Source organism: Streptomyces sp. NPDC007157 (assembly GCF_040634235.1).
Lineage (GTDB): Bacteria > Actinomycetota > Actinomycetes > Streptomycetales > Streptomycetaceae > Streptomyces.
This window is the reverse complement of record NZ_JBEYFE010000009.1, coordinates 54,362-78,497: the sequence shown is the minus strand read 5'-3', so window position 1 is coordinate 78,497 and position 24,136 is coordinate 54,362. Positions and strand designations below refer to the sequence as shown.

General features: G+C 70.6%; 25 protein-coding genes. 6 read left to right on the top strand and 19 right to left on the bottom strand.

Annotation, left to right across the window (positions count from 1 at the left end; all coding sequences use genetic code 11):
* Nucleotides 1-18: 18 nt before the first annotated feature.
* The 6 genes from gatB to ABZ642_RS18440 all read right to left on the bottom strand — a co-directional run bounded on the left by gatB (nt 19) and on the right by ABZ642_RS18440 (nt 4,615).
* Nucleotides 19-1,533, bottom strand: coding sequence for an Asp-tRNA(Asn)/Glu-tRNA(Gln) amidotransferase subunit GatB (gene gatB, locus ABZ642_RS18465; protein WP_360484591.1), 1,515 nt, complete (start codon nt 1,531-1,533; stop codon nt 19-21).
* Nucleotides 1,534-1,548: 15 nt separating this feature from the next.
* Nucleotides 1,549-1,791, bottom strand: a complete 243-nt coding sequence (locus ABZ642_RS18460) for a hypothetical protein (RefSeq protein ID WP_351932207.1) — start codon at nt 1,789-1,791, stop codon at nt 1,549-1,551.
* Entirely contained in the window at nt 1,788-3,281 is a 1,494-nt protein-coding gene (gatA, locus tag ABZ642_RS18455; protein ID WP_360484587.1) for an Asp-tRNA(Asn)/Glu-tRNA(Gln) amidotransferase subunit GatA, read from the bottom strand. Before gatA ends, ABZ642_RS18460 begins: the two co-directional genes overlap by 4 nt.
* A 6-nt stretch (nt 3,282-3,287) precedes the next feature.
* Nucleotides 3,288-3,584 carry an Asp-tRNA(Asn)/Glu-tRNA(Gln) amidotransferase subunit GatC gene (gene gatC / locus ABZ642_RS18450; RefSeq protein ID WP_018544665.1) on the bottom strand — a complete coding sequence of 99 codons (297 nt, stop codon included), beginning with the start codon at nt 3,582-3,584 and terminating at the stop codon, nt 3,288-3,290.
* 111 nt (nt 3,585-3,695) lie between these two features.
* Nucleotides 3,696-4,187: a cupin domain-containing protein gene (locus ABZ642_RS18445; protein ID WP_360484584.1), complete on the bottom strand. Its 492-nt coding sequence runs from the start codon at nt 4,185-4,187 to the stop codon at nt 3,696-3,698.
* 56 nt (nt 4,188-4,243) lie between these two features.
* Nucleotides 4,244-4,615 carry a DUF4267 domain-containing protein gene (locus ABZ642_RS18440; RefSeq protein WP_360484581.1) on the bottom strand — a complete coding sequence of 124 codons (372 nt, stop codon included), beginning with the start codon at nt 4,613-4,615 and terminating at the stop codon, nt 4,244-4,246.
* Nucleotides 4,616-4,709: 94 nt separating this feature from the next.
* On the opposite strand from ABZ642_RS18440, the gene ABZ642_RS18435 reads away from it, so the two are divergent.
* Nucleotides 4,710-5,288 carry a TetR/AcrR family transcriptional regulator gene (locus tag ABZ642_RS18435; RefSeq protein ID WP_360484578.1) on the top strand — a complete coding sequence of 193 codons (579 nt, stop codon included), beginning with the start codon at nt 4,710-4,712 and terminating at the stop codon, nt 5,286-5,288.
* Between the two features lie 81 nt (nt 5,289-5,369).
* On the opposite strand, the gene ABZ642_RS18430 is transcribed toward ABZ642_RS18435, so the two are convergent.
* From ABZ642_RS18430 to ABZ642_RS18410, 5 genes are all read right to left on the bottom strand, one after another.
* Nucleotides 5,370-7,601 carry a bifunctional diguanylate cyclase/phosphodiesterase gene (locus ABZ642_RS18430; RefSeq protein WP_360484575.1) on the bottom strand — a complete coding sequence of 744 codons (2,232 nt, stop codon included), beginning with the start codon at nt 7,599-7,601 and terminating at the stop codon, nt 5,370-5,372.
* A gap of 213 nt (nt 7,602-7,814) precedes the next feature.
* On the bottom strand, nt 7,815-10,010 hold the full coding sequence (gene ligA, locus ABZ642_RS18425) for an NAD-dependent DNA ligase LigA (protein ID WP_360484572.1): 2,196 nt from the start codon (nt 10,008-10,010) through the stop codon (nt 7,815-7,817).
* A gap of 13 nt (nt 10,011-10,023) precedes the next feature.
* On the bottom strand, nt 10,024-11,025 hold the full coding sequence (locus ABZ642_RS18420; RefSeq protein ID WP_360484569.1) for a methionine synthase: 1,002 nt from the start codon (nt 11,023-11,025) through the stop codon (nt 10,024-10,026).
* A 124-nt stretch (nt 11,026-11,149) separates the two neighbouring features.
* Nucleotides 11,150-11,848: an SDR family oxidoreductase gene (locus tag ABZ642_RS18415; RefSeq protein WP_360484566.1), complete on the bottom strand. Its 699-nt coding sequence runs from the start codon at nt 11,846-11,848 to the stop codon at nt 11,150-11,152.
* A 7-nt stretch (nt 11,849-11,855) separates the two neighbouring features.
* Nucleotides 11,856-12,395, bottom strand: coding sequence for a TIGR00730 family Rossman fold protein (locus tag ABZ642_RS18410; protein ID WP_360484563.1), 540 nt, complete (start codon nt 12,393-12,395; stop codon nt 11,856-11,858).
* A gap of 131 nt (nt 12,396-12,526) precedes the next feature.
* Here ABZ642_RS18410 and ABZ642_RS18405 point away from each other — a divergent pair, with 131 nt between their 5' ends.
* Nucleotides 12,527-12,853 carry a DUF427 domain-containing protein gene (locus ABZ642_RS18405; RefSeq protein WP_360484560.1) on the top strand — a complete coding sequence of 109 codons (327 nt, stop codon included), beginning with the start codon at nt 12,527-12,529 and terminating at the stop codon, nt 12,851-12,853.
* On the opposite strand, the gene mnmA is transcribed toward ABZ642_RS18405, so the two are convergent.
* Complete coding sequence (gene mnmA / locus ABZ642_RS18400; protein WP_360484557.1) at nt 12,843-13,982, bottom strand: tRNA 2-thiouridine(34) synthase MnmA; 1,140 nt, start codon at nt 13,980-13,982, stop codon at nt 12,843-12,845. The genes ABZ642_RS18405 and mnmA overlap by 11 nt on opposite strands.
* A 60-nt stretch (nt 13,983-14,042) precedes the next feature.
* On the opposite strand from mnmA, the gene ABZ642_RS18395 reads away from it, so the two are divergent.
* Both ABZ642_RS18395 and ABZ642_RS18390 read left to right on the top strand, forming a co-directional pair.
* Entirely contained in the window at nt 14,043-14,696 is a 654-nt protein-coding gene (locus ABZ642_RS18395) for an N-acetylmuramoyl-L-alanine amidase (protein ID WP_360484554.1), read from the top strand.
* Between the two features lie 222 nt (nt 14,697-14,918).
* Entirely contained in the window at nt 14,919-16,568 is a 1,650-nt protein-coding gene (locus ABZ642_RS18390) for a multicopper oxidase domain-containing protein (RefSeq protein ID WP_360484551.1), read from the top strand.
* Between the two features lie 81 nt (nt 16,569-16,649).
* Here ABZ642_RS18390 and ABZ642_RS18385 read toward each other — a convergent pair whose 3' ends face one another.
* From ABZ642_RS18385 to ABZ642_RS18375, 3 genes are all read right to left on the bottom strand, one after another.
* Nucleotides 16,650-17,813, bottom strand: coding sequence for a cysteine desulfurase family protein (locus ABZ642_RS18385; protein ID WP_360484548.1), 1,164 nt, complete (start codon nt 17,811-17,813; stop codon nt 16,650-16,652).
* Between the two features lie 153 nt (nt 17,814-17,966).
* Nucleotides 17,967-18,239 carry a DUF4190 domain-containing protein gene (locus ABZ642_RS18380; protein WP_360485177.1) on the bottom strand — a complete coding sequence of 91 codons (273 nt, stop codon included), beginning with the start codon at nt 18,237-18,239 and terminating at the stop codon, nt 17,967-17,969.
* Nucleotides 18,240-18,272: 33 nt separating this feature from the next.
* On the bottom strand, nt 18,273-18,440 hold the full coding sequence (locus ABZ642_RS18375) for a hypothetical protein (RefSeq protein ID WP_351323447.1): 168 nt from the start codon (nt 18,438-18,440) through the stop codon (nt 18,273-18,275).
* Nucleotides 18,441-18,562: 122 nt separating this feature from the next.
* Between ABZ642_RS18375 and ABZ642_RS18370 the strand changes: the two genes are divergently transcribed.
* Nucleotides 18,563-19,192 (top strand): TetR family transcriptional regulator, encoded by a 630-nt coding sequence (locus ABZ642_RS18370; RefSeq protein WP_360484545.1) that lies wholly within the window; start codon nt 18,563-18,565, stop codon nt 19,190-19,192.
* A gap of 75 nt (nt 19,193-19,267) precedes the next feature.
* Here ABZ642_RS18370 and ABZ642_RS18365 read toward each other — a convergent pair whose 3' ends face one another.
* Together ABZ642_RS18365 and ABZ642_RS18360 are read right to left on the bottom strand one after the other, a co-directional pair.
* Nucleotides 19,268-19,651 carry a hypothetical protein gene (locus ABZ642_RS18365; protein ID WP_360484543.1) on the bottom strand — a complete coding sequence of 128 codons (384 nt, stop codon included), beginning with the start codon at nt 19,649-19,651 and terminating at the stop codon, nt 19,268-19,270.
* Between the two features lie 206 nt (nt 19,652-19,857).
* Nucleotides 19,858-20,709, bottom strand: a complete 852-nt coding sequence (locus ABZ642_RS18360) for a thioesterase family protein (RefSeq protein ID WP_360484540.1) — start codon at nt 20,707-20,709, stop codon at nt 19,858-19,860.
* 165 nt (nt 20,710-20,874) lie between these two features.
* Here ABZ642_RS18360 and ABZ642_RS18355 point away from each other — a divergent pair, with 165 nt between their 5' ends.
* Nucleotides 20,875-22,104 carry an alpha/beta hydrolase-fold protein gene (locus ABZ642_RS18355; RefSeq protein ID WP_360484537.1) on the top strand — a complete coding sequence of 410 codons (1,230 nt, stop codon included), beginning with the start codon at nt 20,875-20,877 and terminating at the stop codon, nt 22,102-22,104.
* Here ABZ642_RS18355 and ABZ642_RS18350 read toward each other — a convergent pair.
* A complete protein-coding gene (locus tag ABZ642_RS18350) occupies nt 22,013-22,672 on the bottom strand; it encodes a trimeric intracellular cation channel family protein (RefSeq protein WP_360484534.1) in 660 nt (219 codons plus the stop codon). The genes ABZ642_RS18355 and ABZ642_RS18350 overlap by 92 nt on opposite strands.
* Nucleotides 22,673-22,719: 47 nt before the next feature.
* On the bottom strand, nt 22,720-24,111 hold the full coding sequence (locus tag ABZ642_RS18345; RefSeq protein ID WP_360484531.1) for a M1 family metallopeptidase: 1,392 nt from the start codon (nt 24,109-24,111) through the stop codon (nt 22,720-22,722).
* Between the last annotated feature and the right edge of the window lie 25 nt (nt 24,112-24,136).

Below are 24,136 nucleotides of genomic sequence, written 5' to 3'. Positions count from 1 at the left end.
CGTACCGCGTGCTGCTACTCAGCCCTCGCTGACGCCCAGGCGCTCCAGGATCAGCTCCTTGACGCGGGCCGCGTCGGCCTGACCGCGGGTCGCCTTCATGACCGCGCCGACCAGGGCGCCGGCCGCGGCCACCTTGCCGCCGCGGATCTTGTCGGCGACGCCCGGGTTGCCGGCGATGGCCTCGTCGACCGCCGTACCGAGCGCCGAGTCGTCGGAGACGACCTTCAGACCGCGCTTGTCGACGACCTCGTCCGGGGTGCCCTCGCCCGCGAGGACGCCCTCGATGACCTGGCGGGCCAGCTTGTCGTTGAGGTCACCGGAGTTGACCAGCGCGGTGACCCGGGCGACCTGCTCCGGGGTGATCGCCAGCTCGTCCAGCGCCTTGCCCGACTCGTTGGCGCTGCGCGCCAGTTCGCCCATCCACCACTTGCGGGCGGAGGCCGCGTCGGATCCGGCGTCGATGGTGGCGACGATCAGGTCCAGCGCGGCGGCGTTGATGATCGCCTGCATCTCCACCGCGGAGATGCCCCACTCGGTGAGCAGCCGGTTGCGGCGGGCCAGCGGCATCTCCGGGAGCGCGGCGCGGATCTCCTCGACCCACGCGCGGGACGGGGCGACCGGGACCAGGTCGGGCTCCGGGAAGTACCGGTAGTCCTCGGCCTCTTCCTTCACGCGGCCCGAGGTCGTCGACCCGGTGTCCTCGTGGAAGTGCCGGGTCTCCTGGATGATCGTCCCGCCGCCGTTCAGCACGGCCGCGTGCCGCATGATCTCGAAGCGGGCCGCACGCTCCACGGACCGCAGCGAGTTCACGTTCTTCGTCTCGGAGCGGGTGCCGAACTTCTCGGTGCCGTTCGGGCGCAGCGACAGGTTCACGTCGCAGCGCATCTGGCCCATCTCCATACGGGCTTCCGAGACGCCGAGCGCCTTGATGACCTCGCGCAGCTCACGGACGTACGCCCGCGCGACCTCGGGAGCACGCTCGCCGGCGCCCTCGATCGGCTTGGTGACGATCTCGATGAGCGGGATGCCCGCGCGGTTGTAGTCGAGGAGCGAGTGCGAGGCCCCGTGGATACGGCCGGTCGCGCCGCCCACGTGGGTGGACTTGCCGGTGTCCTCCTCCATGTGGGCGCGCTCGATCTGCACGCGGAAGGTCTCGCCGTCCTCCAGCTGCACGTCGAGGTAGCCGTTGAAGGCGATCGGCTCGTCGTACTGGGAGGTCTGGAAGTTCTTCGGCATGTCCGGATAGAAGTAGTTCTTCCGGGCGAAGCGGCACCACTCGGCGATCTCGCAGTTGAGCGCGAGACCGATCTTGATGGCCGACTCGATGCCGATCGCGTTGACGACCGGGAGCGCGCCGGGCATGCCGAGGCAGGTCGGGCAGGTCTGCGAGTTGGGCTCGGCGCCCAGCTCGGTCGAACAGCCGCAGAACATCTTGGTCTTGGTGCCGAGTTCGACATGGACCTCAAGGCCCATGACGGGGTCGTACGACGCCAGCGCGTCCTCGTACGACACCAGGTCGGTCGTGGTGGTCACGGTGAAACTTCCCTCTCAGCCCAGCAGGACGTCGTCGTCGCCCAGCCGCTTCAGCTCGCGGTACAGCAGGGCGAGACCGGTGACGATCGCGACGGCGGACACGGTGGCATCGACCAGCCGGAGCGTGTCGTGCTCGGCGCGGGCCTTCTTGATCTGCTTGGCGACACCGACCGCGCCGAACACGGTGGTGGCCATCGACAGGTACGTACCGGACTTCGACTTCTTGAAGCCCTTGGCCTTGGACAGTGCGTTGCTCACAGCGACGGTGCCTCCTCAAGGAGCGGGTGCCCCCACCTTTCCACGAAGGCGGCCTCGACAGCGGCTCCGACCTTGTAAAGGCGGTCGTCCTTCAGCGCCGGCGCGATGATCTGCAGGCCCACCGGGAGGTTGTCCTCCGGGGCGAGACCGCAGGGCAGCGACATGGCCGCGTTGCCCGCCAGGTTCGTCGGGATGGTGCACAGGTCGGCCAGGTACATCGCCATCGGGTCGTCGGCGCGCTCGCCGATCGCGAAGGCGGTGGTCGGGGTCGTGGGCGACACGATCACGTCGACCTGCTCGAAGGCCTTCTCGAAGTCACGCGTGATGAGCGTGCGGACCTTCTGCGCGGAGCCGTAGTACGCGTCGTAGTACCCGCTGCTCAGCGCGTAGGTGCCGAGCATGATGCGGCGCTTGACCTCCGGGCCGAAGCCCGCCTCACGGGTGAGGGAGGTGACCTCCTCGGCGGAGTGCGTGCCGTCGTCGCCGGTCCGCAGGCCGTAGCGCAGGCCGTCGAAGCGGGCGAGGTTGGAGGAGCACTCGGAGGGCGCGATCAGGTAGTACGCGGAGAGCGCCAGGTCGAAGGACGGGCAGTCCAGTTCGACGATCTCGGCGCCCAGTTCCCTCAGCAGCTCGACGGACTCGTCGAAGCGCTGGATGACGCCGGGCTGGTAGCCCTCGCCGCGGAACTGCTTGACGACACCGACGCGCATGCCCTCGACGCTGCCGTTGCGGGCGGCCTCGACGACCGGCGGGACGGGCGCGTCGATGGAGGTGGAGTCCATCGGGTCGTGCCCGGCGATGACCTCGTGGAGCAGGGCGGCGTCCAGGACCGTACGGGCGCACGGGCCGCCCTGGTCCAGCGAGCTGGAGAACGCGACCATGCCGTACCGCGAGACCGCCCCGTACGTCGGCTTCACACCGACCGTGCCGGTGACGGAGGCCGGCTGGCGGATGGAGCCGCCGGTGTCGGTGCCGATGGCGAGCGGCGCCTGGAAGGAGGCGAGGGCGGCGGAGGAGCCGCCGCCGGAGCCGCCGGGGATCTTGGTGAGGTCCCAGGGGTTGCCGGTCGGTCCGTAGGCGCTGTTCTCGGTGGAGGACCCCATGGCGAACTCGTCCATGTTGGTCTTGCCGAGAATGACCACGTCGGCGGCCTTCAGCCGCTTGGTGAGGGTGGCGTCGTACGGCGGGATCCAGCCCTCCAGGATCTTCGAGCCGACGGTCGTCGGAACGCCCTCGGTGGTGAAGATGTCCTTGAGCGCGAGCGGGACGCCGGCGAGCGGCCCGAGCTTCTCGCCCCGGGCCTTCTTCTCGTCGACGGCACGCGCCTGGGCGAGGGCGCCCTCGCGGTCGACGTGCAGGAAGGCGTGCACCTTCTCGTCGACGGCCTCGATCCGGGCGAGATGGGCCTCGGTGACCTGGACGGCCGTGAGCTCGCCGGAGGCGATCTTCGCGGCGGTCTCGGCGGCGGTGAGCTTGATGATGTCCGTCATGACGGTCTAGTCCTCCCCCAGGATCTGCGGCACCTTGAAACGCTGCTGCTCCTGGGCCGGGGCGCCGGAGAGCGCCTGCGCGGGGGTGAGCGAGGGACGGACCTCGTCCGCGCGCATGACGTTCGTCAGCGGCAGCGGGTGGGAGGTCGGCGGTACGTCTTGGTCGGCGACCTCGCTGACGCGGGCGACCGCGCCGATGATGTCGTCGAGCTGTCCCGCGAAGTGGTCGAGTTCTTCGGGCTTCAGCTCCAGACGCGCCAGCCGGGCGAGGTGGGCGACCTCCTCGCGCGTGATGCCAGGCATGCAGCGTTCCTCTGGGGTGAGTGTGTGTGGTTTGGAGCCAATCCTATGGGGCGGGGCCCGGTGACCGTGAAACGGTTTCCCCGGGCCCCGAAACCTCGGCGGCTCACCGGCTCAGTGGCGCTGCTCCCAGGCCACGCTCTTCAGGTAGTGGTTGTCGTACAGCTCCTGTGCCTCGAGGAGGCTCTCCAGGGTGGCCTCGCCCAGCCGCAGGCGCTGGAGGTGGCGGAAGTACTCGAAGCGCTCCACGCCCGGTGTGATGACGATCAGGATGTCCGCGGTGCTGCCGGGGACGGCGGCGAAGGCGTGCGGCGCCCCGGGCGGGATGACGACCAGGTCGCCGCGTTCGGCGGTGACGACGTCGTCGCCGGAGAGCAGCTCGGCGGCGCCGTCGAGCAGGTAGAACATCTCGGCGGAGTCGCGGTGCAGATGCGGCACGGCGCCGTCGGCGCCCTCCCCCAGCGTGACGCGCACGGTGGAGAGCGCGCCGCCGGTGGCGCTGCTGTCGGCGAGCAGCCGGACCCGGGTCGGATCACCGCCGACCACCTCGGCGTCGGCCTCCCGCACGATCACGGACTCATCGAACTTCGGTACGAACAACGACATTTCCCAACCCCCTGTTGATAGACGTGTCGTTCACGCGAGTCGTTCGGGCGTGCCGTTCACACGAGGAACAGCAGCGCCGCGCTGATCAGCACAACGACGGCGGTGGCGAAGTGGATCCCGTACGCGACCGCCCTCGTCCCGCCGTGGCGCAGCACTATCACCGTGTCGAAGAGCGGCACGAGTGCCACACAGAGCATGAACCAGGCCTCGGCACGGGCGCCGGCGAACGCGAGAAGGGCGAGGCCGATGACGCCGAAGGCGCCGTCCCTGAGGCCCTTGATCGCGAGGTAGGCGGAGGCGTCGCCGTTCGGGTCGGCGGGCACGCCGTAGCCGACGGCGGACGCCTTGGGCTGGAGCAGGAACCTGGCCCCGATGAAGAGGATGAACAGGTCGAGTACGACGGCGAGCGTGTAGGCGGTGACGGTCATGACGGCCCCCTGAGTGTTTTTCTAGCATCGCTAGGTCTGACAGCGAAGCTAGCAGAGCATTGGCAGATTGACTAGCGGTGCTAGAATCACTGGCATGTCGATTCAGACGCGCCGGGAGCGCGAGCGGGCAGAGCGGGAGCAGCTGATCGTCACGGCCGCACGGGAACTCGCGGAGGCGGAGGGCTGGGACGCGGTGACGACCCGGCGGCTGGCCGCCGAGATCGAGTACAGCCAGCCGGTCCTCTACAGCCACTTCAAGGGCAAGGTCGCGATCATGGCGGCGGTGGCCGTCCAGGGCTGCGCGGACCTGGCGACGGAACTACGGGCGGCACGCACGGCGGCGAAGGACACGAGGCGGTCACTGGCGGCGGTGGCGGAGACGTACACGTCGTTCGGCTGCCGACGCCCCGCGCTGTACGACGTGATGTTCACGCACACGGTGGACCTTCCGTTCGCGACACCGGAGGCCCCGGAGGCCCTGCAGGCCGCGTTCGCGGAGCTGCTGCTGGCGGTGGAGCCGATCGCCATGGCCGGCGACGACCCCGCCCTCCTGACGGAGACGTTCTGGGCGGCCCTGCACGGCCTGGTGACCCTGATGCGCAGCGGCAGACTCCCGGAGGGCGCCCACGAAGAAAGACTGGCCCTGCTGATCGGCCACTTCACAACGCGGTAGGGGTCGAACGGACCCAGGGGCGCGGGGAACTGCGCGCTCGGCCCCCACCGACCCGCGGCCGCCGACGACCCCCCGCCCCCGTCATTCGGCGGCCGGCAGCGCGGCCCGCGGCCGCTGCCACCCCCGCGACCCCCGCGCCAACAGCCACGCCGTCGCCTCCTCCGGCGGCATCGCCGCGGCGACCAGCCAGCCCTGCACGGCGTCACACCCGAGGTCCCGCAGCCGCTCCCACGTCTCGTCGTCCTCCACGCCCTCCGCGACGACCAGCAGCCCCAGCGAATGCGCGAGGTCGACCGTGCAGCGCACGATCTCCGCGTCCTCGTTGTCCACGGCCAGCCGGGCCACGAAGGACCGGTCGATCTTCAGCTCGCTCACCGGCAGCCGCCGCAGGTGCACCAACGACGAGTAGCCCGTGCCGAAGTCGTCCAGCGACATCTTCACGCCGTGCCCGGTCAGCCCGGCGAGGGTGTCGGCGGCCCGCTGCGGGTCCTCCAGGAGCACATGCTCGGTTATCTCCAGCTGGAGCGCCCCCGCCGGGACCCCGTGCCGGGCCAGCCGCGCCGCCACCGAGCCCGCGAAGCCCGGGGTATGGACGTCACGCGGCGAGACGTTCACCGCCACCGGCACCCGCAGCCCCTGCGCCCGCCACCGGGCGACCTGGCCGAGCGCGGTCTCCAGGACGTACTCCGTCAGATGGGGCATCAGGCCCGACGACTCGGCGATCGCTATGAACTCGTCCGGCGGTACCTTGCCGCGCTCGGGGTGCACCCACCGCACCAGCGCCTCAAGACCGGCCACCTGCCCGTCGAAGCGCACCTTCGGCTGGTAGTGCAACTGCACCTCGTGGGCGTCCAGGGCGCGGCGCAGATCGCCCAGCAGCCCGAGCCGGTCCGGGGTGTTGGAGTCCCGCTTGGACTCGTACACCTCGACGCCCGTACGGTCCCGCTTCGCCTGGTACATCGCCACGTCCGCCCGGCGCAGCATCCCCTCCGCGTCCAGCGCGTGGTCCGGGAAGACGGCGACGCCCGCGCTGGCCTCCAGGACCAGGGTGAGTCCGTCGAGGTCGAGCGGGGAGGAGAGGGCCGAGACCAGGCCGCGGGCGACGCGGGTCGCGGACGTCGTGGAGTCGGCGACCGGCAGTAACACCGCGAACTCGTCGCCGCCGAGCCGGGCCGCCTCCGCACCGCGCGGCAGCGCGGCCCGCAGCCGGTCGGCTATCTGCAGCAGCAGCCGGTCACCGGCGAGATGACCGAGCGTGTCATTGACCGAACGGAACCGGTCGAGGTCGATCAGCATCAGGGCGGAGCGGGCGCCGATGCGTTCGGCGTCGTCGAGGGCGGTCCAGATCCGCTCCAGCAGCCACTGCCGGTTGGGCAGTCCGGTCAGCGGGTCGCGCAGCTGCTCCTCCGCGCGGGCCCGGGCTATCCACAGGGTGGAGTCGAGGGCGACCAGCGGGATGGAGAACAGCGGGAGCAGCAGCGGCTGGGCGACGGCGACCACGCAGATCAGCGGGGCGATGCCGAGCAGCGCGACGGCCACCAGGCCCTGGCGCATCAGGGCGGTGCGGGCGACGGTGGGCAGTCCGCCGCCGCGCGGTGCGTGCAGGTACCAGAGCAGGGCGCGGGTGACCGCGAGATAGGCCACCGCGACGAGGACGACCTCGGGGGCGGTGGCGACGCTCCAGCTCTCCGGGTTCCAGGGCGACTCGACGGTCGGCACCCGCCCGAACACGCCGAGCACCAGTGCGCCGGCGCCGATGCCGAGGATGTCCACCGCGCCGTGCAGGACGCCCTGCCGCCAGCGGTGGCGCCTGGCTATCCCGACCAGGACGACGACGGTCAGGCTGACCATGCCGGCCGGCACCCAGCCGTAGAGCAGGAGTACGGCGAGGGTGAGGGCGGCGCCGGAGCCGGTGCCGCCCCACCAGCGGGCGCGGCCGAGCAGCACCAGGTGACCGACGATGATGCCGGTCAGCACGGCCAGCGACCAGCCGACCGTGCCGGACGGGAAGAGGGCGTGGTGGTCGGTGAAGGCGCGGTAGAAGCCGGCGCCGAGGGCGAACGCGGCGGCCGCGACGACTCCGGCGGGCAGCGCGGGCCAGGACAGGTGGCGTTCGTGCTCGTGGCCGGGCAGGTCGGGATGCGGCTCGACGGCGGCCAGCGGCAGCGGGTCGCGCGCGTCCACGGAGGCGCTCAACCCCGGCATGCCGACGCGCCGGTCGCCCCGTACGGTCCACCGAGTCCCCCGCCACACGCCCGCCCGGCGGCGCAGCGTCGGCCGCGCTTTCGGGGCGGCGCTCTCGGTCGGTTCCATTCCCGTCCCTCTCACAGCCGGCGGTGCCCACGCCATGCGGTCCGTGCCCTGCCGGAGCACGGGAATGCCCCAACCGCAGCTGGGCACGGCAGGCGCACGCCTCAACAGTAGGCCGCAGAAGGCTTCCACGGGCAGCGGTCGTCTACGGTTGCCCGATTGCGCCCTGGCCACCCGTATGCATCTGGTATGCGCCGAACGGGTGGCCTTCAACCGCTACTCCTCGGTCGGAAGGGCGACTTCGGCCGCCGCGTCCGGTCCCTGCTCCAAAAGGACGACAAATCCGGCCTCGTTCAGAACCGGAACCTTCACCTGCATCGCCTTGTCGTACTTCGATCCGGGGTTGTCACCCACGACCACGAACGACGTCTTCTTCGATACCGAGCCGGTCACCTTGGCTCCGCGGCTCTGCAGGGCGTCCTTGGCGCCGTCCCGGGTGAAGTGCTCCAGGGTTCCGGTCACGACGACGGTGAGCCCTTCCAGCGGGCGCGGTCCCTTGTCCTCGCCGGTCGACTCGTCCTCCAGCGGGACTCCAGCGTTCTTCCACTTTCGGATGATCTCGCGGTGCCACTCCTCGGCGAACCACTCCTTGAGCGCCGTCGCGATGATGCCGCCGACGCCGTCGATGTTCGACAGCTCCTCCTCACTGGCCTGCTCGATGCGCTCGATGGAGCGGAACTCGCGGGCCAGCGCCTGCGCGGCGACGGGTCCGACGTGCCGGATGGACAGGCCGTTGAGGAAGCGGGCGAGCGGGCGGGTCTTCGCCTCCTCGATCTTCTGGAGCAGGGCGAGGGTGTTCTTCTTGGGCTCGCCCTTCTGGTTGGCGAAGACCGTGACGACCTTCTCCTCGCCGGTCTTGGGGTCACGCTTGGGCAGCCCGCTGTCCTGGTCCAGGACGTACGCCTTGATGGGCAGCAGCTTCTCGACGGTGAGGTCGAAGAGGTCGCCCTCGTCGGTCAGCGGCGGGTCGGCCGGCTCCAGCGGCCGGGTGAGGGCGGCCGCGGCCACCGAGCCGAAGTGCTCGATGTCCAGGCACTCGCGGCCCGCGAGATAGGAGACGCGTTCTCGCAACTGGGCGGGGCAGGCGCGGGCGTTGGGGCAGCGGAGGTCGATGTCGCCCTCCTTCATGGCCCGCAGCGGTGTCCCGCACTCGGGGCACTCGGCCGGCATCACGAACTCCCGCTCGCTGCCGTCCCGCAGGTCGACGACCGGGCCGAGGATCTCCGGGATCACGTCCCCCGCCTTGCGCAGCACCACGGTGTCGCCGATCAGCACGCCCTTGGCCTTGACGACCTCCTGGTTGTGCAGGGTCGCGAACTCCACCTCGCTGCCCGCCACCGTGACCGGCTCGACCTGCGCGTACGGCGTGACCCGGCCGGTGCGGCCGACGCCGACCTTGATGTCGATCAGCTTGGTGTTGACCTCTTCCGGCGCGTACTTGTAGGCGATCGCCCAGCGCGGCGCCCGCGCGGTGGAGCCGAGCCGGCCCTGGAGGCGGATCTCGTCGAGCTTGACGACCACGCCGTCGATCTCGTGCTCCACGGAGTGCCGGTTCTCGCCGTAGTGGGCGATGAACTCCCGCACGCCGTCCAGGTCGTCGACCACCCGGTTGTGCGGGGAGGTGGGCAGGCCCCAGGTCTTGAGCAGGTCGTAGGCGTGGGAGAGCCGGGTCATGCCCTCGAAGCCCGCCAGAGCTCCGATGCCGTGGACGACCATGTGCAGCGGGCGGGAGGCGGTGACCCGCGGGTCCTTCTGGCGCAGCGAACCGGCCGCCGCGTTGCGCGGGTTGGCGAACGGCTTGTCACCGGCCGCCACCAGCCGCTCGTTGAGCGCGGCGAACTTCTCCATCGGGAAGTAGACCTCGCCGCGGATCTCGACCAGGTCCGGCACCGTGTCGCCGTGCAGCCGGTCCGGGATCTCGGCGATCGTACGGACGTTGGGCGTGATGTCCTCGCCGGTACGGCCGTCGCCGCGGGTCGCCGCGCGGGTGAGGCGGCCGTGCTCGTAGGTGAGGTTGACGGCGAGGCCGTCGACCTTCAGTTCGCACAGGAAGTGGTACTCCTGGTCGCCCAGTTCCTTGTGGATGCGCTCGGCCCAGGCGGCGAGGTCCTCGTCGTTGAACGTGTTGTCCAGCGACAGCATCCGCTCGCGGTGCTCGACCGCGGTGAACTCCGTCTCGTACGCCCCCGCGACCTTCTGGGTCGGCGAGTCCGGGGTGCGCAGCTCGGGGTACTGGTCCTCCAGCGCCTCGAGGGACTTCAGGAGCTTGTCGAACTCCGCGTCACTGATGACCGGAGCGTCCTTCACGTAGTACCGGAAGCGGTGCTCCTCGATCTGCTCGGCGATCCGCGCGTGCTGTTCCCGTGCCTCGGCGGGTACCGCCGTCTCCGCCTGCTGCTTGTCGCCGGCCACCGTGTTCCTCCCGTTACTCTGGGTTGTCCGCGAGTGATCTCGCCGCCTGGACGCAGTGGGCGAGCGCCTGCCGGGCGTACGCGGGGGAAGCGCCCGCGAGCCCGCACGTCGGGGTGACCGTCACGGCCTCCGCGAGAAGCCCTGGTTGCAGCCCCAGCCTGCGCCACAGCGTCCTGACACCCATGACGCTACCGGCAGGGTCTGACAATGCCGTGTCCGTGCCCGGCACGACACCGACGAACAGCCGGGTACCGCTCTCCACGGCCTCGCCGATCGCGTCCTCGTCACGTTCGGTGAGGAGCGAGAAGTCGAAGGAGACGGCGGCGGCACCGGCGCGGCGCAGCAGTGCGAAGGGGACGTCGGGGGCGCAGGAGTGGACGGCCACCGGGCCGCCGGCCTGGACGCCCATGACGTCCCGCAGCGTCGACTCGACGAGCTGGCGGTCCACGGCCCGGTAGGTGCGGTAGCCACTGGCCGACCGCACCTGACCGCGCAGCACGGCGGTGAGGGACGGCTCGTCGAGTTGCAGGACGAGCCGGGCGCCGGGGATCCGGCGGCGGACCTCGTCGAGGTGCAGACGCAGGCCCTCGGCGAGCGAGGCGGCCAGGTCACGGCAGGCGCCGGGGTCCGAGAGGACCGCCTCGCCGCTCCGCAACTCCAGGGCGGCGGCGAGGGTCCAGGGGCCGACCGCCTGGACCTTGAGCGGACCCTCGTAGTCCTGGGTGAACTCCTCCAGCGCGTCCAGGTCCTCCCCCAGCCAGGAGACGGCCCTTCGGGTGTCCCGGCCCGGCCGGTCGCCGAGCCGCCAGCCGCTGGGTTCCACGCGCGCGTACAGCTCGACGAGCAGGCCGGCGGTACGGCCGATCATGTCGGCGCCGGGGCCGCGGGCGGGCAGTTCGGGGAGGAAGGGGAAGTCCTCGAAGCTGCCGGTCGCGGTCTTGGCGGCCTCGCGGGCGTCGGTGCCCGGGAGCGAGCCGATGGCTGTCGCGGGGCCGAAGGAGGGGGTTGCGTTCACGTGGGAAGCCTAGGGTCGGTGGCCGGCGAGGGGTGCGACGGTGGGTGGTCACCTGCCGGTTGTGGGGGCTGGTCGCGCAGTTCCCCGCGCCCTTTGCGGGGCGCTCAACCTCAGGGCGTTCACATCAGGCGCCGGGACGTACGGTCACGTCGTTGATCTCCGCGTCCCTCGGGAGGTCCAGGGCGGTCAGGATCGTGGTCGCCACCGATTCCGGGTCGATCCACTTCGCCGGGTCGTAGTCCTTGCCCTCCTGCTGGTGGACCTTGGCCTGCATCGGGCTCGCCGTACGGCCGGGGTAGACCGAGGTGACCCGGACGCCGTTGCCGTGTTCCTCGTGGCGGAGGGCGTCGGCGAGGGCCTTCAGGCCGTGCTTGGAGGCCGCGTACGCCGACCAGCCCGCGTGGGCGTTGAGACCGGCGCCCGAGTTGACGAACAGCACATGGCCTCGGGCGGCGCGCAGTTGGGGCAGGAAGTGGCGGGTCAGCTCGGCCGGCGCGACCAGGTTGACGTTCAGCTGGTGGCGCCAGGACTTCGGGGTCAGCTCGCCGATCTCGCCGAGGTCGACCACGCCCGCGACGTGCAGCAGCGAGTCGACCCGGTCCGGGAGCGACTGGTGGGAGAAGGCCCAGGAGAGCTTGTCCGGGTCCGCCAGGTCGCCCACCAGGGTGCGGGCACCGGGGAACCCGGCGGCCAGTTCCTTCGCGCGGCCCGCGTCGCGCGCGTGCAGGACGAGTTCGTCCCCGCGCGCGTGCAGTCGGCGGGCCACGGCGGCGCCGATGCCGGAACCGGCACCGGTGATCACATGAGTTGCCATGGGGGCCATGCTCGCATCAGTCGACGGGCCGGTTCGCCTCCAGGTAGGTGAGCGCGTCAGCGGGTTCGGCGGCGAAGTGCATCAGTTCCGTCAGGGGGCGGGGCAGGAACCCCTCCGCCTCCATGCGGCGGAACTGCTGCTCGAGGCCGTCGTAGAAACCGGCGGTGTTGAGCAGGACGACCGGCTTGTCCGTGCGGCCGTGCTTCTTCAGCTCCAGGATCTCGGTGGCCTCGTCCAGGGTGCCGGTGCCGCCGACCATGATCACTACGGCGTCGGCCTTCTCCAGCAGGAGCCGCTTGCGCTCCGCGAGGTCGGACGCGATCAGCATCTCGTCGGCGCCGGGGCGGGCCCTGTTCGCGAGGAACTCGACGGAGACGCCCAGCAGCCTGCCGCCGGCGTCGTGGACGCCGTCCGCGACGACCTTCATGAGACCGGTGTCGGAGCCGCCCCAGACAAGGGTGTGGCCGCCTTTGCCGATCAGTTCCCCGAAGTCACGGGCCGGGCCGGTGTAGCGGGCGTCGAGATCAGCGGCGGAGAGGAAGACACAGATACGCATGGAGTCAGGGTAGGCACTGCCGGGCGGCGGACAGGGGCCGCGGGTGGCCGCCCGCGCGGGCTTCCCGCGCCCCGCCGGGTGAAGATGTCCGCCTCCGGGAACAAGCGGGCGCCCGTCGACGTCCACCACATATGGCCTCAGGACACACGATCACCATCGAGCAGTCCCCGCAGCACGTGCGCGTCGCACACGGCGATCTGATTCTCGCCGAGAGCGACCGGGCCCTGGTCCTCCACGAGACCGGCTGCCCGCCGCGCTACTACCTCCCCGCCGAGGACGTCCGCCTGGACCTCCTCACGCCCTCCGAGTCGCACAGCGTGTGCCCCTTCAAGGGCACCGCCTCCTACTGGTCCCTGCCGGACGCGCCGGACCTGGTGTGGGCCTACCCCGACCCCAAGTCCGACGTCGCCGCGATCAAGGACCACCTCTGCTTCTACGACGTCGAGGTCACTGGCTGACGCCTGCCGTGTCCGCCGTCCGGACGGTCGACGCGATGGTCGCCGAGCCGACGACCCGCGTGTCGTCGTACAGGACGATCGCCTGGCCGGGTGCGACGCCCCGGACCGGCTCGGTGAACGTGACGCGCAGCTCGCCGTCGACGAGTTCGGCGCTGACCTCGGTCTCGCCGCCGTGGGCGCGGAGCTGGGCGGTGTAGAGGGCCGGGCCGGTGGGGGCGGTGCCGCACCAGCGGGGCCTGATCGCCGTCAGTGCGCTGACGTCCAGGGCGGCGGCCGGGCCGACCGTCACCGTGTTGTTCACCGGCGAGATGTCGAGGACGTAGCGCGGCTTGCCGTCGGCCGCCGGGGTGCCGATCCGCAGCCCCTTGCGCTGGCCGATGGTGAAGCCGAACGCGCCCTCGTGGGTGCCGACCTTGGCGCCGGACTCGTCGACGATGTCGCCCTCGGCCTTGCCGAGCCGCCGGGCCAGGAAGCCCTGGGTGTCGCCGTCGGCGATGAAGCAGATGTCGTGCGAGTCGGGCTTCTTCGCCACCGCGAGGCCCCGGCGCTCGGCCTCGGCGCGGATCTCGTCCTTGGTCGTCAGGGTGTCGCCGAGCGGGAAGAGCGCGTGCGCGAGCTGCTGCTCGTCCAGGACTCCGAGGACGTAGGACTGGTCCTTCGCCATGTCGGAGGCGCGGTGCAGCTCGCGGGAGCCGTCGGGGAGCGTCACGATCTTCGCGTAGTGGCCGGTGCAGACCGCGTCGAAGCCCAGCGCGAGGGCCTTGTCCAGCAGGGCCGCGAACTTGATCTTCTCGTTGCAGCGCAGGCACGGGTTGGGGGTGCGCCCCGCCTCGTACTCGGCGACGAAGTCCTCGACGACGTCCTCGCGGAAGCGGTCGGCGAGGTCCCAGACGTAGAACGGGATGCCGATGACGTCGGCGGCGCGGCGGGCGTCACGGGAGTCCTCGATGGTGCAACAGCCCCGCGCGCCGGTGCGGAAGGATTGGGGGTTCGCGGAGAGTGCGAGATGGACGCCGGTGACGTCGTGGCCCGCCTCGGCCGCGCGTGCGGCGGCGACGGCGGAGTCCACGCCGCCCGACATGGCGGCGAGGACGCGGAGGGGGCGGGTGCGCTGCGGGATGTCAGTCATAGCCCCTCCAGGGTAAGGGGGCGCGGGAACCGGGGCCCGCGAGTATCCGTTGGGGAGCACATGGGGGCGACGAGTGGTGATCGGGACCGGCGGATCGGGCGGCGGGCGCTGCTGGTCGGCGGGGCGGCGGCGGCCGTGGGCACGGTGGCGCTGACCAGGGACGAGCTGACCCGGCTGTACTGGCGGCTGCCGGGGGTGCGCAAGGCGCGGGTGGCGGGGGCGGTGGACTTCGGGGGTGCGCGCTGGGTGGCCGCGTCGCCCGCGAACTACCGGACGGCGAACCGGCCGGACGACTATCCGATCGACCGGGTGGTCATCCATGTCACCCAGGGCGGCTACGCGAGCGCGGTGAAGGTCTTCCAGGACCCGGCGCACGAGGCGGCGGCGCACTACATCGTGCGCAAGGACGGGCGGATCACCCAGCTGGTCCGTGAGCTGGACGTGGCGTTCCACGCGGGCGATCGGTCGTACAACGAGCGCAGTGTCGGCATCGAGCACGAGGGGTTCGTGGACCGCCCGGCGGACTTCACCGACGCGATGTACGCGGCGTCGGCGCGGCTGACGGCCGCGATATGCCGGCGGTACGGCATGCCCATGGACCGGGAGCACGTGATCGGTCATGTGGAGGTGCCGGGGACCGACCACACCGACCCGGGCGAGCACTGGGACTGGAAGCGCTACATGGGTCTTGTACGGCGGGTCGGACAGGCCTGACACCCGGTTCCGCATGTGACTGAATCGTTATCCTGTGCTCGCTCTGCGTGCCGTCTGTGTCCGTTGCGTCCCCCACCCCGGTCACTAGCTGCGTCTGGTCAACTCCGGCTCTTCACAACGGAATTGAGCATCAACGGCATCCATGGCCGCCGCACAGTCCCCCCGCCCTCTTCCTAACTTCGCCTCAGATTTCGCACAGCCCTCAGGTCAAACATCCCCGCCATGACCCACACCTCAGAGCCCTCCTTCGAGACGGGCGGCAGCGAAGAGCAGGACACCCGCGGCAGGCGCCGGCGCGCCAAGGGTGCGGAGCACTCCAAGGCCGAGCGCGTCACCGGGGCCGAGCACTCCAAATCCGGGCACGGCACCGGGGCCGAGAACTCCAAGGACGCGACGGCCAAGCGCGGCAAGGGCGTTCACCGGCGGAAGTTCCTCGGCGGCATGGCCGGCGTCGGTCTGGGCGCGGTCGCCGCGGGCGGCGCGACCTTCGCCCTGCTGACCGACGCGAGCGGCAACAAGGCCGGCGCCGCGACCAGCACCGCCACCCTCCCCGTCCCGGACCTCCTGGAGGGCACCACCTCCGACAGCACCACCACCTACACGATCGAGGCGCAGACCGGCAGCGCCGAGGTGATCAGCGGTGTCACCAGCACCACCGCGGGCTACAACCAGTCCTTCCTCGGCCCGACCATGAAGTGGACCAAGGGCAACACGGTCCTCCTCAACATCACCAACAGCCTGGGCGAGGACACCACGGTCCACTTCCACGGCGCGCACGTCCCGGCCAAGATGGACGGCGGTCCCCAGGTCGCCTTCTCCGACGGGGAGACCTGGTCGCCGACCTTCGAGGTGCTCGACGAGCCCATGACGCTCTGGTACCACCCGCACGCGCTGGGCACCACGGCGAAGCAGGCGGTGCACGGTCTGGCCGGCATGATCATCGTCGAGGACGACGACAACACCACCAGCGCCGCGCTGCCCAGCACCTACGGCACCGACGACATCCCGCTGATCTTCCAGTGCCTGGCCGTGGACGACGACGGCGACATCAAGTACGACCTGACCGGTTACCTCAGCGGCGACCTGAACTACCCGCTGCTGGTCAACGGCACCAACGTCGACGACACCACGCTCACCTTCTCCGCGACCAAGACCCGGACCCGGTTCCGGCTGCTCAACGCCTCACCGTCGGACATCATCACCATCCAGCGCAGCGACGGCGGCACGATGTCGCAGATCGCCACCGACCAGGGTTATCTCTCCGCGGCGGCGGACGTGACCGAGATCCGGCTGGTGGCCGGCGCACGCGCCGAGATGGTCATGGACCTGTCGGACGACGTCACCCTCCAGGCGGTCGTCACCACCGGCTGGGTCCGCGGCGGCAGCGGCACGTACGACTTCCTGACCGTCGCCGCCGGCGGCACCGACACCCCGGACGACCTGCCCACCTCGCTGCGGACCATCGACCGGTACGACACCAGCGACTTCACCGCCCGGACCATCACCCTCGGCCAGAGCGGCACCACCATGACCATCAACGGCTCGGCCGGTACCAGCATGAGCTCGATGGCCATGATCAGCACGACGCTCGGGTCGAAGGAGATCTGGACGGTCAAGAACGGCACCCAGCTGGAGCACTCGTTCCATCTGCACGACGTCCCGTACCAGTTGATCTCCATCAACGGCGAGGATCCCACCGGGGTCGAGCTCGGCTGGTACGACACCTACGAGGTGGTCGGCGGCGGCTCCATCGAGATCGCCATGGAGTTCACCGACTTCACCGACGACACGTACATGTACATGCTCCACTGCCATCTCCTGCAGCACGAGGACGAGGGCATGATGGCGTCCCTCATGGTCACCGAGAGCTAGCCCGGGCCTGGCTCTCGGGACGGCTGCCGCCGGCGGTGGAAGCGCCGGCGGCAGCCGCTCGGCCCGCCTTCGTCGCCGGGCTCAGCTCAGTCCGGCGGCCCGGGCCCGCTCCACCGCCGGGCCGATCGCCTTGGCGACCGCCTCCACGTCGGCCTGGGTGGAGGTGTGGCCGAGCGAGAAGCGCAGGGTGCCGCGGGCCAGGTCCGGGTCGGTCCCGGTGGCCAGCAGGACATGGCTCGGCTGGGCCACCCCGGCCGTGCACGCGGAGCCCGTCGAGCATTCGATGCCCTGCGCGTCGAGCAGCAGGAGCAGCGAGTCGCCCTCGCAGCCGGGGAAGGTGAAGTGCGCGTTGGCAGGCAGGCGGTCCACCGGGTCGCCGCCGAGGATCGCGTCCGGTACGGCCGTACGCACGGCGTCGACCAACTGGTCGCGCAGGGCGCCGATCTCGCGGGCGAACCACTCGCGGCGCTCGACGGCGAGGTTCGTCGCGACCGCGAAGGAGGCGATCGCCGGCACGTCGAGGGTGCCGGAGCGGACGTGCCGCTCCTGGCCGCCGCCGTGCAGGACCGGTACGGGGGTGTACTCACGGCCGAGGAGCAGGGCGCCGATGCCGTAGGGGCCGCCGACCTTGTGGCCGGAGACGGTCATCGCGGCGAGGCCGGAGGCGGCGAAGTCCACCGGGGTCTGGCCGACGGCCTGGACCGCGTCGGCGTGCAGGGGAATGCCGAACTCACTTGCCACGTCGGCGAGTTCGCGGACCGGCAGGACGGTGCCGATCTCGTTGTTGGCCCACATAACGGTGGCGAGGGCCACGTCGTCGGGGTTGCGGGCGATCGCCTCGCGCAGCGCCTCGGGGTGGACCCGGCCGTAGGTGTCGACGGGGAGGTACTCCACCGTCGCGCCCTCGTGTTCGCCGAGCCAGTCGACCGCGTCGAGGACCGCGTGGTGTTCGACGGGGCTGGACAGGACGCGGGTGCGGGCGGGGTCGGCGTCACGGCGGGCCCAGTAGAGGCCCTTGACCGCGAGGTTGTCGGCCTCGGTGCCGCCGGAGGTGAAGACGACCTCGCTGGGGCGGGCGCCGAGTGCCGCCGCGAGGGTCTCCCTTGATTCCTCGACCGTGCGGCGGGCCTTGCGGCCGGAGGCGTGCAGGGAGGACGCGTTGCCGGTGACGCCGAGGGTGGCGGTGAGGGCTTCTACCGCCTCCGGGAGCATCGGGGTCGTGGCGGCGTGGTCGAGGTAGGCCATGATGACGTCGATTCTACGGGGGGCTCAGCCGTGGAACCGAGGGGTGCCGTGGTCAACTCGGCCAGTGGGTCACTGCGGGCCGTGCGGGGCTCGTCGCGCAGTTCCCCGCGCCCCTTTGGGGCGCTTCCCTGAACGGGGCTCACAGGGTCCCGCTCACAAGCTCCAGGACACCGTGTTCGAGATCTCCATAGCGATGGCGAGGACCGCCAGGTCCGCGACGCCCAGGGCCAGGCCCAGGTAGGCGCGACCCTTGCGCTGCGTGCCGCGCCACAGGGAGACCAGGGCCAGGACGATCGCGATCGGGCCCAGGAACAGGTTCAGCACGAGGAGGCCGAGGAGGCCGAGGATGAAGGACGCCACGGCCATGCCGTCGGCGTCGCGGGTGCGGGGTTCGGGGCGGGTGGTGGCCGGGGCGGTGAGGTGCAGCATGACTCAGCTCCTGGAAGTCGTGGTGGACGGTCAGTTGGCCGAGGTGCGGCGCCGGCGGGCGATGCGCTCGCGGAGTGCGAAGACGGCCAGCCAGACGGCGATCACGGCGGCGAGTCCCGCGGTGACGTCGAGCGGCGCGTGGGCCACGGTGCCCAGCACCACGCCGAGCAGCATGAGGGCGGCGACGAGGAACAGCATGGGATTCGATTCCCCCTCCGTTAAGTTTGGGTGAACGGTTGTAGTAACACTTGTTCACTGACTTTGAGTCTAGCAACTCCGACGGCTTTTCAATTCCGGAGAACAGTTGTTAACTGGATGACATGAGTCACACCCTCGGCATCCGACAGGCCCAGAAGCAGAAGACCCGCCAGGCCTTCCTGGACGCGGCGCTGGGGCTGCTGGAGGAGCAGAGTCTGAGCAGCCTGGGGCTGCGGGAGGTCACCCGGGCCGTCGGCGTCGCCCCGACCGCCTTCTACCGGCACTTCCGCTCCACCGCCGATCTGGGCGTCGCCCTCGTCGACGAGGCGCTCGGCAGCCTGCACCCCATGGTCCGCACGACCGTCTCCACGCCCGGCCCGGAGCGCATCACCCGTGCCGTGCGGCTGATCGCCGACCATGTGGCCGCGCACCCGGCGCACGTCCGGTTCATCGCCCGGGAGCGGCACGGCGGGGTGCAGCCGGTACGCGAGGCCATCCGGGACCAACTGGCCCGGTTCGCCGAGGAGGTCAAGACCGAGCTGGCCAAGGACCCCGAGGCCACCGGGTGGAACGACGACGACCTGCTGATGCTCGCCCACCTCTACGTGGACCAGATGCTCATCACCGCGTCCCTGTTCCTGGAGACCCTGGAGTCCCCGGAGCCCTCGGAGGCCGAGCGGCAGCGCGTCACCCAGGTCGCCGCCCGCCAGATGCGTCTGATCAGTCTCGGCAGGCAGCACTGGCTGGACTAGGGCCCGTCCTGGCGACGCGAAGGGGCGGTGCGCCCGTTCACCGGACGCACCGCCCCTGTCGTACGACGCCTGGTGTCAGCTCTTCGTGGCCTGCTGGGTCGGTGCCCCGCTGGGCGCCGCACCGCCCGCGCCGGGGCCGCCCTGACCGCCGCCGCAGCCACCGCCCTGACCGCCGCCGGGGCCACCCTGACCGCCGGCACCCGGACCACCGCTCGGCATGCCGGTGGGGGTGCCGGTCGGCTTGACCGTGGAGTTGCCCGTGGGCGCACCGGAGGGAGCACCACCCGGCCTCCCGGAGGCGTTGCCGGTCGGCATGCCGGACGGCGCCTGACAGGACTGAGACTGGCCGGAGTTGCCGCTGCCGGAGGACGACGACGAGTCGCCCGAGCCGCACGCGGTCAGCAGCAGCGGAGACACGGCGAGCAGGGCGACCGCGGGGACGAGACGTACACGCTTCATGAGGGACAGCTCCATAAAGGATGAGGGAGTCCTGAGGCGTGGCACTCAACCAACGGTGCTTAGGGCGTACTTGGGCCCGCGCTGTCCCCGGCCTGTGACTCGGGTAAAGAGCGGCTCAAGAAAACGTGCTGACCTGCTCCTTTCCGGACGGCCACGGTCTACTCGCCGGTACACGTCCGTGACAGAACGGCGTCCCCGCGGATACGTCAGCCGAGGCGGACCCGGGCCAACTGCCGTGACTGGGCGACCAGTCGGTCGGCGCTGTCCCAGACCTCGGCGTCCTCCTCCAGGAAGCCGCCGGCCAGGTTGCGGGTGGTGATGGAGACACGCAACGGGCCGGGGGCGGGGCGGTGGCGGACGTGGACGGTGAGTTCGACCGTGGGGACCCAGCCCTTGAGGCCGATCTCGAAGGCGGTGGGCGGCAGCGCGTCGACCGCCAGGAGCAGGGCGAGGGGGTCGGCGTCACGGCCGTCGGCGAGGCCGAACCAGGAGCGCATCTCGCCCTTGCCGGAGGGGGCACCGAGGGCCCAGCCCAGGGTCGACGGGTCCAGCTTCAGCATCAGGCGTTCGGTGATGGCGGAGCTGCCGTCGACCGGCGCAGGACCGTCCTCGGGCCCGAAGCACTGGTCCATGGGCGGGATGGCCGGCGGGGTCGCCGTGGTGCGGACGTCGTCGGGGAGGGCGGCGAGGTCGCCGTAGGAGGCGAGGACGCGGATGCGTTCGACCTCGTTGCCGTCGCCGTCGTACTGGAAGAGCGAGGCCTGGCCGGTGGAGAGGGTGCGGCCGGTGCGGACGGTGTCCGTACGGATCACGGCCGGGCCCGGCTGGGACGCGGTCAGGTAGTGCGCGGAGATGGTGAACGGGTCCGGATGCGGCAGCGTGTCCGCGAGGGCCCGGCCGAGGACGGCCAGCAGATAGCCGCCGTTGACGGCGCTGATGATGGTCCAGCCGGCCGAGAGGTCGATGTCGTAGACCCCGGGCGCGCGCCGGGTGACCGCGGTGTCCCGGTCGAACTCGCTGTCGCCGATCACGGCCCGCGTGGAAGCTGCTTCTGGCATGGCTGAACAGTACAAGGGTTGATTACTAAGCGGTAGCTTTTGTGATGTACGTACCATCGGACCGGCGAGTAAGGGATCCACCTGCCGGGTGAGGTTCCGGCAATTTCTAGGTAAGTGTCCGGACACGTCCGTAACCCGGAGCCCGGAATTCCCCTCTATGGGGTCATGAGCCTCACCGGGACTCCGTTCCTCTACACGACCATCGTCCTGTCCGTGGTCGCCCTCATACTCCCGCTCGTGCTGTGGTCGAGGATGCGCGGGCCCAAGGCCGTGCGCACCGCGGCCCGCGTCCTGATGCTGCTGTTCGCGCAGGCCACCGCGGTGACGTTGATCTTCGTGCTGGTCAACAACCAGAACGACCTGTACGACAACTGGGCCGACCTGCTCGGTACCGGCGACCACGTCCAGCAGGCCGCCGACCTCGGCCAGGACGGTACCGGCGGCATAGCGCTGAAACGGTTGCCCAAGGTGAGGCAGAGCTTCACGGCGGCCGACGGGCCGGCCATGCGCGCGGCCGGCGGGGTTCGGGTGACCCAGCTCAAGGGCCGGGTCTCGGGTGTGAACGCCGAGGTCTACGTCTGGCTGCCGCCCCAGTACAACGAACCGAAGTACCGCTACCACCGGTTCCCGGTGGTGGAGCTGCTGCCGGGCTATCCCGGCTCGGCCAAGGCCTGGTTCGGTTCGCTGAAGGTGCACGAGCAGTTGCTGCCGCTGATGCGCAGCGGCAGGGTCGCGCCCTTCATCCTGGTCGCCCCGCGCACCAACCTGCTGGCCGGCGTGGACACCGGCTGCGCCAACATCCCGGGCACCGTGAACGCCGACAGCTGGCTCAGCGTCGACGTGCCGAAGATGGTGACCGACAACTTCCGCGCCGCCGCGGCTCCGGCCGACTGGGCGGTCGCCGGGTACTCGGCGGGCGCGCACTGCGCGGTCAAGCTGGCCGTCGCCCACCCGGACCGCTACCGGGCCGCGATCAGCCTGTCGGGCTACAACGACCCGATCGGCGAACGCAATTCGCTCGCCGCGCAGAGCGTGACCCTGCGCGAGCGGAACAACCCCTACCTGCTGCTCCGGAAGGCGGCCGCCCCGCCCCGGATCGCCCTCTACGTCTCCGGCGAGTCCGGCGACGGCTACCAGGCCGGAGTGGCGCTCGAACAGATCGCCAAGGCACCGACCACCGTGCATGTGGTGTTCCTGCCGCGCAGCGCGGGCGGTCACAACATGGCGCTGTGGCGGCCCCAGGTCCCGGCCGTCTTCGAGTGGCTGACGGTCAACATGGGGCAGAGCCACGTCAGGGCCGGTACTACTCCTCGCGAACCGTTGTCCGCCGGTTCCACGCACGCGGCGCTCGCCAGTGGAACCGCATCGCGAGCAGGCGCAGCACGAAAGCGGTGACGACCGCGAGCGCGCTGGTGAACGGGGTCAGCGCGTCGTAGTGGATGCACAGTGCCACCATCGTCGCCCCGACGATCGCCGGGACCGCGTACAGGTCGCGGTCCCAGCGCAGCAGCGAGGGAACCTCGTTGGCGAGCACGTCCCTGAGCACACCGCCGCCGACCGCGGTGGCGAGCCCCAGGGCGACCGAGGCGGTCAGGTTGAGGCCGTAGGAGTACGCCTTCGTGGTGCCGGTCACGCAGAACAGGCCGAGGCCGGCCGCGTCGAAGACCAGCACCGACGACTGGATGCGCTCGACGTGCGGATGCAGGAAGAACACCACGAGCGCCGTGAGCAGGGGGGTGATGAAGTACCCCAGGTCCGTGAAGGCGGCCGGGGGCACGGCCCCGATGATCACGTCCCGGAAGATCCCTCCGCCCAGCGCGGTGACCTCGGCGAGCACGGCGATGCCGAAGACGTCGAAGTTCTTGCGGACGGCCAGCAGCGCGCCGGAGATCGCGAAGACGAAGATGCCGATGACATCGAGCGTGTGCTGGACGGAGGGAGAGAAGAGTTGCTGGAGCTGCACCCTGACATTGTGACCTGTCAGGGTGCATGAACCTTACAAAGCCAGGCTCACAGGGCGGGTTTCCCTGGGGTGAACAGCCAGGTCTGGAACAGGTCGTCGAGTTGCTGCCCGGAGACCTTCTCCGCGAGCCGGATGAAGTCGGCGGTGTCGGCGTTGCCGTACCGGTGCAGCTTCGTCCAGGCGGGCAGCAGCTTGAAGAACGCGGTGTCCCCGATCCGCTCGCGCAGCATCTGGAGGGTCATCGCGCCGCGCTGGTAGACGGCGGAGGCGAACATGGTGTCGCGCTGCGGGTCGGCGACGACGGTCTGCCAGAAGGCGTTGTCCGCGGCGCGGGAGTTGTAGCCGGCCAGGAAGGAGTCGTGGGCCGAGCGGGTGCCCTGGTGCTCCGCCCACAGCCACTGGGCGTAGGTGGCGAAGCCCTCGTTGAGCCAGATGTCCTTCCACTGCGCCACGCTCACCGAGTCGCCGAACCACTGGTGGGCCAGCTCGTGCACGATCGTCGTCTCGTTGCGCACCGCCGAGTAGGCCGGCTTGCTCTGCACCTCGAGCGAGAACCCGGCCTCCGGCATGTCGTCGACGATCGCGCCGGTCTCCTCGAAGGGGTACGGCCCGAAGATCTGCGACCAGTAGTCGGTGGCGGCGGCCGTCACGGCGTACACGTCGACGCTGTTGCTGTTGGCGAGGACCGGGTCGATGGCGACGTAGATGGGGATGCCGGAGGGCGTCTTCCCCGTCCGCACGTCGAACTTCCCGATGGTGGCGGTGGCGAGATAGGTCGCCATGGGCCGGCTCTCGCGCCAGTGCGTGTACGTCGAGGCGCCCTTGTCGTACGTCGAGACCAGCCGGCCGTTGGAGACGCCGGTCAGGCCCTTCGGGGCCTTGATCCGGATGTCGTAGGTGGCCTTGTCGGAGGGGTGGTCGCTGGACGGGAACCAGGTGGAGGCGGCGTTGGGCTCGCAGGCGACGAAGACGCCGTCGGCGGTCTTCATCCAGCCGTAGTCGGAGCCGAAGACGATGGGGCCGCTGAGGGGCTCGGGGACGCCGCCGTAGGTGACGGTGACGGTGAAGTCGCGGCCCTTGGACAGCGGGTTCCTCGGCGTGATGGTGATCTCGTCGCCGGTGCGCGCGAACTGGGCGCGTCTGCCGTTCACTTCGACGCGTGTGACCTCCAGCTTCTGGAGGTCGAGATCGAAGGAGGAGAGGTTCTGGGTGGCGTGCGCGGTGAGTGTCGTACGGCCGTCGAGACGGTCGGTGTCCGGGTTGTACGCCACGTCGAGGTCGTAGTGACGGGCGTCGAAGCCGCCGTTGCCCAGGTCGGGGAAGTAGGGGTCACCGATGCCGGGGGCACCGGGTGAGGGGGCGGGAGAGGCGGCTATGACAAGGAAAGAGGCCGCCGCTGTCGCGAGGGCCCCTAAACGTGCCGAACGGGAGAGTTTCATGAGTCGTCCCTCTCGAGCGTGTGCC

Bases quoted from the DNA above. Each gene is read 5' to 3' on its own strand.
- ABZ642_RS18445 (WP_360484584.1), bottom strand. From the start codon at position 4,187: ATGTCGTTGTTCGTACCGAAGTTCGATGAGTCCGTGATCGTGCGGGAG.
- ABZ642_RS18405 (WP_360484560.1), top strand. From the start codon at position 12,527: ATGGCCTCAGGACACACGATCACCATCGAGCAGTCCCCGCAGCACGTG.
- ABZ642_RS18435 (WP_360484578.1), top strand. From the start codon at position 4,710: ATGTCGATTCAGACGCGCCGGGAGCGCGAGCGGGCAGAGCGGGAGCAG.
- ABZ642_RS18360 (WP_360484540.1), bottom strand. From the start codon at position 20,709: ATGCCAGAAGCAGCTTCCACGCGGGCCGTGATCGGCGACAGCGAGTTC.
- gatA (WP_360484587.1), bottom strand. From the start codon at position 3,281: ATGACGGACATCATCAAGCTCACCGCCGCCGAGACCGCCGCGAAGATC.
- ABZ642_RS18370 (WP_360484545.1), top strand. From the start codon at position 18,563: ATGAGTCACACCCTCGGCATCCGACAGGCCCAGAAGCAGAAGACCCGC.
- ABZ642_RS18415 (WP_360484566.1), bottom strand. From the start codon at position 11,848: ATGGCCCCCATGGCAACTCATGTGATCACCGGTGCCGGTTCCGGCATC.
- ABZ642_RS18440 (WP_360484581.1), bottom strand. From the start codon at position 4,615: ATGACCGTCACCGCCTACACGCTCGCCGTCGTACTCGACCTGTTCATC.
- ABZ642_RS18355 (WP_360484537.1), top strand. From the start codon at position 20,875: ATGAGCCTCACCGGGACTCCGTTCCTCTACACGACCATCGTCCTGTCC.
- ABZ642_RS18375 (WP_351323447.1), bottom strand. From the start codon at position 18,440: ATGCTGTTCCTCGTCGCCGCCCTCATGCTGCTCGGCGTGGTGCTGGGC.
- ABZ642_RS18410 (WP_360484563.1), bottom strand. From the start codon at position 12,395: ATGCGTATCTGTGTCTTCCTCTCCGCCGCTGATCTCGACGCCCGCTAC.
- ABZ642_RS18430 (WP_360484575.1), bottom strand. From the start codon at position 7,601: ATGGAACCGACCGAGAGCGCCGCCCCGAAAGCGCGGCCGACGCTGCGC.
- gatC (WP_018544665.1), bottom strand. From the start codon at position 3,584: ATGCCTGGCATCACGCGCGAGGAGGTCGCCCACCTCGCCCGGCTGGCG.
- ABZ642_RS18345 (WP_360484531.1), bottom strand. From the start codon at position 24,111: ATGAAACTCTCCCGTTCGGCACGTTTAGGGGCCCTCGCGACAGCGGCG.
- mnmA (WP_360484557.1), bottom strand. From the start codon at position 13,982: ATGACTGACATCCCGCAGCGCACCCGCCCCCTCCGCGTCCTCGCCGCC.
- ABZ642_RS18385 (WP_360484548.1), bottom strand. From the start codon at position 17,813: ATGGCCTACCTCGACCACGCCGCCACGACCCCGATGCTCCCGGAGGCG.
- ABZ642_RS18365 (WP_360484543.1), bottom strand. From the start codon at position 19,651: ATGAAGCGTGTACGTCTCGTCCCCGCGGTCGCCCTGCTCGCCGTGTCT.
- ABZ642_RS18395 (WP_360484554.1), top strand. From the start codon at position 14,043: ATGGGGGCGACGAGTGGTGATCGGGACCGGCGGATCGGGCGGCGGGCG.
- ABZ642_RS18390 (WP_360484551.1), top strand. From the start codon at position 14,919: ATGACCCACACCTCAGAGCCCTCCTTCGAGACGGGCGGCAGCGAAGAG.